The sequence below is a fragment of the Vibrio sp. 10N.222.55.B11 genome, from assembly GCF_041473705.1.
GTDB classification, from domain to species: domain Bacteria; phylum Pseudomonadota; class Gammaproteobacteria; order Enterobacterales; family Vibrionaceae; genus Vibrio; species Vibrio crassostreae_C.
This window is the reverse complement of record NZ_JBFRST010000175.1, coordinates 1-201: the sequence shown is the minus strand read 5'-3', so window position 1 is coordinate 201 and position 201 is coordinate 1. Positions and strand designations below refer to the sequence as shown.

1 tRNA gene is annotated in these 201 nt (G+C 46.3%); it reads left to right on the top strand.

The features are described from left to right. Nucleotides 1-39 precede the first annotated feature (39 nt). A tRNA-Gly gene (locus AB4503_RS25600) sits at nt 40-115 on the top strand. Nucleotides 116-201: the final 86 nt, after the last annotated feature.

The window sequence follows — 201 nt, the reverse complement described above, 5'->3', positions numbered from 1 at the left end:
ATCTGTTGCCCAAGGCAGTAAGAGCAGCGAATAACTAATGCGATACTAGCTCAGTTGGTAGAGCGCAACCTTGCCAAGGTTGAGGTCATCGGTTCGAACCCGATGTATCGCTCCAAATTCTATTCTTAGAGCTTTGCTCAGAATGAAAATGGTTTAGTCTCATTGTCTTAAACAATGCATCCGGACGCGGGATGGAGCAGT